Source organism: Dokdonella sp. (assembly GCF_049593775.1).
Lineage (GTDB): Bacteria > Pseudomonadota > Gammaproteobacteria > Xanthomonadales > Rhodanobacteraceae > Dokdonella.
On record NZ_JBAWHJ010000127.1, the window covers coordinates 1 to 9,282 of the forward strand.

General features: G+C 59.4%; 9 protein-coding genes. 5 read left to right on the top strand and 4 right to left on the bottom strand.

What is annotated here, in order from left to right; all coding sequences use genetic code 11:
- Both WBP53_RS04345 and WBP53_RS04350 read left to right on the top strand, forming a co-directional pair.
- Positions 1–556, top strand: a 556-nt coding sequence (locus tag WBP53_RS04345) for a helix-turn-helix transcriptional regulator (RefSeq protein WP_423926307.1), incomplete at its 5' end; no start/stop codon positions are given.
- Positions 557–777: 221 nt separating this feature from the next.
- Complete coding sequence (locus tag WBP53_RS04350) at positions 778–1,155, top strand: HU family DNA-binding protein (protein WP_423926309.1); 378 nt, start codon at positions 778–780, stop codon at positions 1,153–1,155.
- Between the two features lie 221 nt (positions 1,156–1,376).
- On the opposite strand, the gene WBP53_RS04355 is transcribed toward WBP53_RS04350, so the two are convergent.
- Positions 1,377–1,790, bottom strand: coding sequence for an LIC_13387 family protein (locus WBP53_RS04355; RefSeq protein WP_423926311.1), 414 nt, complete (start codon positions 1,788–1,790; stop codon positions 1,377–1,379).
- Between the two features lie 363 nt (positions 1,791–2,153).
- Here WBP53_RS04355 and WBP53_RS04360 point away from each other — a divergent pair, with 363 nt between their 5' ends.
- Positions 2,154–3,302: a hypothetical protein gene (locus WBP53_RS04360; protein WP_423926313.1), complete on the top strand. Its 1,149-nt coding sequence runs from the start codon at positions 2,154–2,156 to the stop codon at positions 3,300–3,302.
- Positions 3,303–3,381: 79 nt separating this feature from the next.
- Positions 3,382–5,607 carry a sulfatase-like hydrolase/transferase gene (locus WBP53_RS04365; protein WP_423926315.1) on the top strand — a complete coding sequence of 742 codons (2,226 nt, stop codon included), beginning with the start codon at positions 3,382–3,384 and terminating at the stop codon, positions 5,605–5,607.
- A gap of 46 nt (positions 5,608–5,653) precedes the next feature.
- On the opposite strand, the gene mgtE is transcribed toward WBP53_RS04365, so the two are convergent.
- The 3 genes from mgtE to WBP53_RS04380 all read right to left on the bottom strand — a co-directional run bounded on the left by mgtE (position 5,654) and on the right by WBP53_RS04380 (position 8,405).
- Complete coding sequence (gene mgtE / locus WBP53_RS04370) at positions 5,654–7,102, bottom strand: magnesium transporter (protein WP_423926317.1); 1,449 nt, start codon at positions 7,100–7,102, stop codon at positions 5,654–5,656.
- 272 nt (positions 7,103–7,374) lie between these two features.
- Positions 7,375–7,821, bottom strand: coding sequence for a hypothetical protein (locus WBP53_RS04375; protein ID WP_423926319.1), 447 nt, complete (start codon positions 7,819–7,821; stop codon positions 7,375–7,377).
- Positions 7,818–8,405 carry an RNA polymerase sigma factor gene (locus WBP53_RS04380; RefSeq protein WP_423926321.1) on the bottom strand — a complete coding sequence of 196 codons (588 nt, stop codon included), beginning with the start codon at positions 8,403–8,405 and terminating at the stop codon, positions 7,818–7,820. Before WBP53_RS04380 ends, WBP53_RS04375 begins: the two co-directional genes overlap by 4 nt.
- A gap of 114 nt (positions 8,406–8,519) precedes the next feature.
- Between WBP53_RS04380 and WBP53_RS04385 the strand changes: the two genes are divergently transcribed.
- The gene (locus tag WBP53_RS04385; protein WP_423926323.1) at positions 8,520–8,849 is read left to right on the top strand and encodes a hypothetical protein; all 330 of its coding nucleotides are present in this window, start codon (positions 8,520–8,522) and stop codon (positions 8,847–8,849) included.
- Positions 8,850–9,282 lie beyond the last annotated feature (433 nt).

Here is a 9,282-nt window from a genome sequence, read left to right on the forward strand (position 1 = left end):
GCTTTCAGGACAGGTTCCAGCCTACGACATCCATCTGCCAGGAGGCCTGGCGTTCCATCCGCGAATCAAGCCCTGGCTGACGCCGGCACGGGTTCATTTCGATGGTTCGGGAAGCGAGCTTCGGATAGTCATACCGGCTCGCACAGCCCAGAGCCCTCTTGCCCTGGCCGACAAGTCAGCCTTGAAGATCGCTCGCCTGCGCTGCGATGAAGCGCTTGCGCGAATGACCATCCAGGGTTCACTGAGCGAATGGGTCAGGCTGATGCTTGAGCAGGCAAGCGATCATCAACCTCGGCAGCACGAGCTGGCCCACATGCTGCATGTATCAACGCGAACGATGAATCGCCGGCTTGCCGCTGAAAACACCAGTTTCCGACAGCTCGGAGTACTCACCAGACAGGCCAGAGCGCGGAGAATGCTGATCGAAAGCCAATTGAGCATCACCCAAATCGCCCTGCAACTGGGCTACCGGGACACGGCCAATTTCACTCGTGCCTTCCGCACTGAGGTGGGGGTCACGCCGGCTCTTTTTCGCAGTCGGAATCGCCCTGCCTGAGGAAACCGAACCTGCCGGACGGCCGGATGCAGCACGACTTGCACCCCCCGCTTCCCCGCCCCCGGCAGATTCTTGCAGCGCTCGAGTGGCCTCAATAGCGAAAAAACGCGGTGAAACAGGGTGAAACCTGCTGTAAAGTGCTTGGCGGCAGGCTCGGCATGCACTACATTCCGACTTGCTACTCGATGACACCCAACTACACCCCAACCGAAAGAAATCAAATGACCAAGAAACCAGCAAAGAAAGCCGCACCGAAAAAAGCTTCCGCCCCGGCCGCTGCACCAAAGCCGATCAAGGAAGCAATGAGCAAGTCCGGTCTGGTTGCGCACATCGCCGCAGCTACCGAAATTGCCGCCAAGGACGTACGTGCTGTTCTTGCCCACCTCGAAGCAACCATCGCCGGCTCGCTGAGCAAGAAGGGCGTGGGTGAATTCACCCTTCCCGGCCTGCTCAAGATCACTTCGGTCAAGGTTCCGGCCAAGCCGAAGCGCAAGGGTATCAATCCGTTCACGAAGGAAGAGCAGTGGTTCGCCGCAAAGCCGGCTTCCACCAAGGTCAAAGTGCGTCCGCTGAAGAAGCTGAAAGACGCCGCAGCCTGATCATTTAATGGCTGGGGGCCGTGAATCGCCCCCAGCCGATTTTCCTGCTCCACGCAGCAGGGAACACGGCGGACACCGCCTCGCCAGGAATCACTCCCGGCACATTGCCAAATCCCGGCGCAATTCCGGACGCCATTCCTGATCGGATAGCGGCGACACCTTGCCGACTTCTTCCCGCCGAACTGGCACTCGTGGCCATTGCTCTGTCGATTCCGGCTGTTTCAGAATCGCTGAATCAGGATGCTTCCCGCGTAGCACGCCAGGGCGACGCTGATTCCTGCAAGCGGGATGCGAAACCAGAAGGTTCTGGCAAGCAGCAGGAATGCCACGAGCATTGCAAATCCCACGGCAAGCAGGAAGCTTGAGCCGAACAACAGTTCGGCATGGCAGAAGGCGAGATATCCGTAGACCATTCCGAACAGCATCGCGCCCAGACTATGGCTGGCGTTGAAGCCGATCCACGCCCGCCACATCGTTGTGTCCCGGGAAATCACCGGAGACACCGCATCCATGCGTGCGCGCAATCCGGGATCGCGAGGCTGCATCCTGGAACCGAAAAACGTGAAGACGAGATGCATGCTCCCCAGCAGCAGGATGATGGCTGCACTGGACACCATCAGGATCTCGGAAATCACGATCGCCTCCATTGTGGTACAGCCCGGGTCGGGGCTGAATCATTGCATTCGCCACCGTTGCCCATGCTATGAAAACCCACTGCACGGATCGACTGCAAAGAGCACCATCGGTCAGTCCAGACGAACCCATCTTGTCCCGAATACGCCCCGCCCGTCTTGCTGCGCCGTCGACCGGTCTCACAGCTACATATGCAAACCCGAGTAGCCACATCTCGAATCGATGATTCGGGCAGGCGAACGGCTGCGTGGCCCGGAATGGAGTGAGACTTGACTGGCAAATACAGGAATTTACTTGTGCTACAGGGGCTCGGTAGTGTCAAATGATTCCCTCGAAGCAGTCCCATCTACAACTGGAGCATGAAAATGAAGAGAATCGTTGCTGGTGTACTGCTTTGTGCCACCACGGGCATGGTTCATGCCGATGTCACGGTCCTCGATTCGGATTCCATTGCCGCCAAGGTCGGACATCAGGTCAAGGCTGGAGAGAAGCGCGGCGTACCGCTCAAGCTGGCCTCCCCAGGCCCCAGGTCCGGTGAGATCAACCTGACTGACCAGTCAGGGCTTGAATATTTCATCAATACGAACGTTACCTTTTCCACCACAAGCTCAGCCTCCGGCGCGGCTTCGGAAGCAAGCTACGTCGGTCCTGTCGCGGCCACGACCAGTGCCGGCGGAACGACTGCCTCGACGCTAAACGATGCGTTTGACGGCTACGGCGCCCTTTGCCTCAGCTTCGACGGAGGCACGGGCGCATGCAATAGCGGAGGCGGCCCCAAAAGTCCGGTTGGTGTTGCGACTTACATCATGTACAACCAGAATGGAGCCGCGACCTCTGATTGCGGTGGCCGTCAGGTTATCTACAACACGCAAGCCATCAACGGCATCGATGTGTCGCGACGGGTTTATGTGCCGACTGATGACAGTTTCGCGCGTTGGGTGAACATCTTCACCAATACAACTGGCGCACCAGTCTCGTTCCATGCGGTGGCCAGCAACAATCTGGGCTCCGATGGCAACACCGTCGTGGTCACCAGTTCCTCCGGCGATGCCATCGCCACGGGCGCGGACAATTGGGTGACGACTTTCCAGGATTATTCCGGGACAACCAGCTCGGATCCGCGACTCGGCCATGTTCTGAAAGGACCTGGATCAAGTGTCGGGCTCGCATCCGTCAATATCGCCGATGGCGAGAACAACCCGTTCTGGTCTTATCCGTTGACGCTGGCTCCGGGCCAGACCGGAATCATCATGACCTTCGTCACCGGCCAGCCCTCGAAAGCCGCTGCGGCTTCGCAGGCCGCACGCCTGACAGCGCTTCCGGCCACGGCACTGACCTGCCTCAGCACGACCAATCAGGGCCAACTGCTCAACTTCCAGCTTGGCGGAAACGGCGGACCGGCTCCGACGGCAGTCGACCTGCCCAGCATGAGCCGACTGGGAGCCGTGTTGCTGATCATCGGCCTTGCCCTCATCCCGTTGTACCTGCGTCGTCGCAGGAACTCTTCACGCTGACACTCCGGGCCCGGGCGAGCCCTGCTCGCCCGGGCAAGTTCCGGCTTTCGCAACTGATTCAGGCACTAGCCACACCCCCGTGAAGGCAATTTTCGAATCGCGACTGACCCGACGCTGCCGCCCCGCCCTGCGCGCGATGGCCATCCTGCTCCTGACGATCTCTGCAACGGCCTGCCAGCGCGCGCCCGAGCATCCCAATGTCGTCATCATCACGTTTGATACGACGCGTGCCGATCACCTGGGCACCTACGGCTTTTCGCTGGCGCGGACGCCGACGGTCGATCGTCTTGCAGCCGAAGGCGTACGTTTCGACAATGCTGAAGCCACCGCACCAATCACGGCGGTGTCACACAGCAGCATCATGACCGGACTGTTGCCGCCAGCCCATGGCGTGCGTGACAACGGTTCCTATGCCCTCAGCGAGGATGCCATCACCCTGGCTGAGCGATTCAAGCAGGCGGGCTATGAGACACGTGCATTCGTGTCCGCTGTTGTCCTCAGCAAACGCTACGGCATTGACCAGGGGTTCGACAGCTACGATGACGATCTCTGGAGCGAGAATGAACCGCGGCTGTTCATGATTCGCGATCGTCCAGCCAGCGAAACGATCGATCGCACCCTGGACTGGTATGACACGCGCAGCAGCGAGAAGAGTGACCGACCCTTCTTTCTCTGGGTGCACCTGTTCGATCCGCATGAGCCACACGCTGCGCCGGGCTGGACCACACCGCTGAGCGCCAGTCCCTATGATGCCGAGATTGCATTCGCGGACCGTGAGCTCGGCCGCCTCGTCGATGCACTGCGAGAATCGGGGGATCTGGACAATACGATTTTCGTGTTCACCGCCGATCATGGCGAAAGCCTCGGCGAGCACAACGAAAAAACCCATGCCATCTTCATCTACCGATCGACGACGCGTGTGCCACTGATCGTGCGCTACCCGCCACGTTTCCCCAAAGGCAAGGCGTACGCCGGCCCGGTGAGCAATGTAGACATTGCACCCACGCTACTGGAGCTCGCACATCTGCCCGGCGCCGAACAAACCCAGGGCATCGACCTGACTCCGCTGGCACGCGGCGAATCCGCGCCGATGGATCGCGCACAGTATTCGGAGTCCAAGTTGTCCGAGCTTGGCTTCGGCATGGCTCCGCTCTACGCCATTCGCAAGAACGGATTCACGTTCATCCGCGCGCCGAAACCCGAGCTCTACGACCTGACAGCCGACCCGGGTGAAACGAAAAACCTGTTCACCGAACCGGGCTACGTCGGCAAGGCCGATGCACTCGACATCGAACTGGAGAACCTGATGCAGGAGAGTGCCAAGCTGGCGCTCACATCGCAAAGCAATCCGATGTCCCAGGAAACCATGCAGATGCTGCAGTCACTGGGCTACCTGCAAGGCGAAAGTGACCGCATCGACGCAGATGGCATTGATCCCAAGGATGGCATCCTGCTGTACAACGCGCTCGAGGAAGCACGACACGAGGCGCAGAAGCACAACTGGATCCAGGCCGAGAAGCTGCTCAGGAATATCCTCGCTGACAACCCACGACATTTTTCGGCTCGCAGCGTGCTCGCACTGGTCGAGTTCAAGCGAGGCCGACTCGAGGAGGCGCGCGACCAGTACCTCACCCTGCTCGCCCAGGACCCTTCCCAGTTCCGTCTGTACGCAATGCTTGGCCAGATCGCACTGGCCCAGGGTCAGCTCGACGAGGCCGATCGCAACAATCGCGAAGCACTGAAGATGGCCCCACAGTTCGTGGAAGCCATGGCCCAGCTTGGACTGGCAGCACTTGTTCGCGGCAATGAGGTTCAAGCGCAGCAATGGTACGAAAAGGCCCTCGCCATCGACGACTCGTTTCCGACTCTGTATCGGCGCATGGCCGACCTGCAGTTCGATCGAGGCGAGTACGAGCAGGCCCTTTCAGGATATCGCGAGGCCTATCGTCGCAACCCGAAGGATTTTCGAAGCCTGCTGCAGGCCGGTTCCAGCGCACGCCGCGCTGACAAGCCCGAACTGGCTCGGTCATTGATGGACGATGCCATTGCGTTGAAGCCAGAGGCCTGGCTACCGCGCTACAACCTGGCCTGCTTGCTGGCTACCCTTGGACAGGATGATGCAGCCCTCGATGCGCTTGCCGAAGCCACCAAACGGGGCTTGCGCAATTCAGCCTTGCTGGAAATCGATACCGACTGGAATTCCCTGCGATCCTCTGCCCGGTTCTTGCAGATTCAAGCGGGCCTGCAGGCAGCCGAAACCACAACATCCGATACCGATTCGGAAAACCGGAGCCCGCTGGACTAGCATCTACGCGTCCCGAACCGAATGAGACACGTCGGGAATTCAGTGTCTAGATCAGGAACAGTGTTGCCAGCCCGAGGAAGATGAAGAATCCTCCGCTGTCGGTCAGTGCGGTGATCAGGACGCTCGCCCCCATGGCGGGATCACGGTCATAGCGGATCAGGGTCATCGGGATCAGTACGCCCATGAGTGCTGCCAGAAGCAGATTCAGTGTCATCGCCGCCGTCATGACTGCCCCTAGCGCGGCGTTTCCATAGAGCAGCCACGCGACAATGCCGATCACGCCGCCCCAGATCAGGCCATTGAGCACGGCCACGCCCACTTCCTTGCGCAGCAGGCGCTTGGCATTTGCCGGGCTGACCTGACCCAGCGCCAGTGCGCGAACAATCATCGTTATTGTCTGGTTGCCCGAGTTGCCACCGATGCCGGCGACGATTGGCATCAGGGCCGCCAGCGCAACCAGCTTCTCGATTGATCCTTCGAATAGGCCGATGACACGCGATGCGATAAACGCGGTGACAAGATTGATGGCCAGCCAGGTCCAGCGGTTGCGCAGCGATTTCCAGACCGACGCAAAGATGTCCTCGTCTTCGCGAAGTCCGCCGCGACTCAGGGTTTCGGCATCACTTTCCTCACGGATGACGTCGACCATGGCATCAATGGTCAGTCGGCCGATCAGGCGGCCATCGACATCAACCACGGGCGCGGAAATCAGGTCGTAGCGTTCAAACGCCTCGGCCGCATCGACCACATCCTCGTCCGGGTGGAACGTGTTTGCGTCAATGGCCATCAACTCGCTCACTTCCCGTGCCGGATCGTTCACCAGCAACCATTTCAGTGGCAACACGCCAGTCAGGACGTTTTCGCTGTTGACCACGAACAGCTTGTCGGTCTGCTCGGGAATTTCCTTGAGGAAACGCAAGTAGCGCAATACAACCTCCAGAGTCACGTCCTCGCGGATCGTAATCATCTCGAAGTCCATGATCGCGCCTACCTGATCCTCCTCGTAGGACATGGCCGAGCGCAGTTGCTCGCGCTCCGGCGCGTCGAGGCGCTGCATGAGCTCGTGCACCACGTCGTCCGGGAGGTCCTCGGCCAGATCGGCGAGCTCATCGGCATCCAGTTGCTCGGCGGCAGCGAGGATTTCCGGTGCATCCATGTCGGCGAGCAGTGACTCACGAACCGCATCGGAAACTTCGAGCAGGATCTCGCCATCGCGATCGGCTTTGACCAGGTGCCAGACGCTGAGTCGATCCTCAGGTGGCAACGCATCAAGGATGTGGGCCACGTCGGCCGGATGCAACTTGTCGATCTCGCGCTGCAACTCGGCAAGGTTTTGCCGATGCACGAGGCTGTCGACGACGTCCTGATGCGCGCCGCCCTCACGGTGGACCAGTTGCTCGACCAGACGATGCCGATTCAGCATGTCCGTCACGCGGGCCAGATGGCCCTGCAATGGCGTGGTCGAACGGCTGCTGGTATCGGTTTCAGTCATCATGCGCTCGCAATCCGCCATGCGTGCACATGGCAGGGATCAGGTCAGAATGTTGGTGGGCCGTTTTCGCGGCATTGCAGTCGACATTGGGGAATGGACGGATCGCAACTGCTCGGCAAAGACTTCGCGAGTAACGCGAATCACCTGCCAGCAGTGACGGGCGCAAATGATACGCCGCAGCGACGGCGCTGTCGCGCCTGTGCGTTGCCCTGCAAGAGAAAATCCGCGCAGACGGATGCCTGCCGGAAAGTCGGGCCCGGCACCCGATTCAGCGATCAGGCCGTGCGCTGGTTGGCATCCGCCATTCGCCTGCGCAACATTTCCGAGAACCACGAGACCATCAGGCAAGCTGCCAGTGCCATCGGCCAGGCCAGGGCTGGAGACCCAACCTGGGCCAGCATGCTGAACGAGTTCGCCAGCCAGGCACCGCCGTAGATGACGCATGCGGCCGTCGCGCAGATCCCGAAAACGGTTGCCAGCCCTGCAAGCAACAAGCGCTCCAGGCGTGATTCGACGTCTTCGGGACGCCCGCGGGCCACGGCCATAGCCGCCACCCTTGCGGCAAAATCGTCAGGAAGCGACGGTTCCAGGGCTTGATTCAGCGCCTGCGCAATTGGCAGGTAGGCCGCGGCCAGCGTATCGGAAACGGGCAGTTCACGACTTCCGCGCTCGCATCGCATGGCCGTTTCCTGTGCCTGCCATTCACGTTCGTCGGGAATCATGCGGCAACTCCTATTCTGTCATCCAGTGTATCGCGCAACTGCTTGCGGCTACGGAACAAGTGGCTCTTGATGGTACCTACGGCAAGCCCGGTAATGATCGAGATTTCCCCGATCGGTATTTCATCGAGGTGATACAAGGTCAGGATCGTGCGTTGCAGCGGCGGCAGGCAATCAATCGCCTCATGCAGTTGGGCCGCCGACTGCCCATCGATGCAGGCAGCCTCCAGATCGAAATCATCACTGACCCGGTCCAGTGGAGACTCGCCATCCGGGTCTGCCGAAGGCTCGGAAATCGGTATTCGCTTGCGCTCCAGATGGCGCTTGGCGACCGAATACGCAACTTGCGCGACCCAGGATTTGAGTGCACTTTCGTTCCGGTACTGATGCAGGTATTGATGCACGCGCAGGAAGGCTTCCTGACAGAGATCCTGGGTATCCTGCGGATGCTTGACCATGCGATAGACCACATGCCAGCAGAGCTTCTGATACAGCCGCACCAGGCGTTCGAACGCGCCGGCTTCGCCGTTCAATACGGCATCGACCAGAGATTTGTCCTGTTCCAGTGTGGTGGGCGGAGTACTCACATGAACCTTGATACGCCCAGTAGGGCGGCGGTTGCAACTTGAGGACTGCAACCGGTTCCGCGCCAGTCGTATCTTCTCTCCCGTACCCCGACCATCCTACAGGCAGCTACCACGATGGAACTTGAACTCTTCATCCCGATTGTCCTCTTCATCTGCATCACCTACGCCATCAAGGCGGTTGTCGATGCACGCGTCCGCAAGCAACTGGTCACCTCCAACGTGTCCCAGGAACTGATCCAGTCCATCGTGGAAGCCGACGAGCTACGCCGGCGCCAATCCACCTTGCGCTGGGGTGCAATCCTGGTTGCCCTCGCTTGCGGATTCGGTCTCATGGAGGCCTTCGGCTGGCGCGATGTCACTCCAGGCGTGTTTGCCGTCCTGCTCGGCGCAACCGGCATAGGCAACCTGATCGCCTATCACCTCTCGCGCAAGATGCCCGGCTGAATATCTGCGAGAGAGCCAAAAGAAAAAGGGCGGTCGCAATGCGGCCGCCCCTTTTTTGTCTGACCAGACTCAATTGCCCATGCGTTCCTCAAAACGGTTGTGCATACCTAAGTGAAGACAAAGTAAAGATAAATTATCTTAACTCGTTGTATTATAATGCTTTATCCTATCTAGAACGCATTTAATATCTACCGTTTCAATCGCATTCGGTAATAATCACGCTATTTTCGCCTATCTAGGCGGTTTTTCTCAACCTTTCTCTTACGTCCGGCGAAGGCACGAATTATTGCCAAATAACCCGGAAGTCACGCGAGGACGGCAAGGCCCCCTACGCAATGCTTAAAGCCGCCTATAGCGCCACGAATGCTTTTTCACACAGCCGGGGCCGGAAGCGGACGTTCAGCAGCTAAATTGTTCGCAGTCAGCCCGCCAT

Coding starts and splice junctions, on each gene's coding strand:
- WBP53_RS04375 (WP_423926319.1), bottom strand. CDS start 7,821: ATGATTCCCGACGAACGTGAATGGCAGGCACAGGAAACGGCCATGCGA.
- WBP53_RS04360 (WP_423926313.1), top strand. CDS start 2,154: ATGAAGAGAATCGTTGCTGGTGTACTGCTTTGTGCCACCACGGGCATG.
- mgtE (WP_423926317.1), bottom strand. CDS start 7,102: ATGATGACTGAAACCGATACCAGCAGCCGTTCGACCACGCCATTGCAG.
- WBP53_RS04350 (WP_423926309.1), top strand. CDS start 778: ATGACCAAGAAACCAGCAAAGAAAGCCGCACCGAAAAAAGCTTCCGCC.
- WBP53_RS04385 (WP_423926323.1), top strand. CDS start 8,520: ATGGAACTTGAACTCTTCATCCCGATTGTCCTCTTCATCTGCATCACC.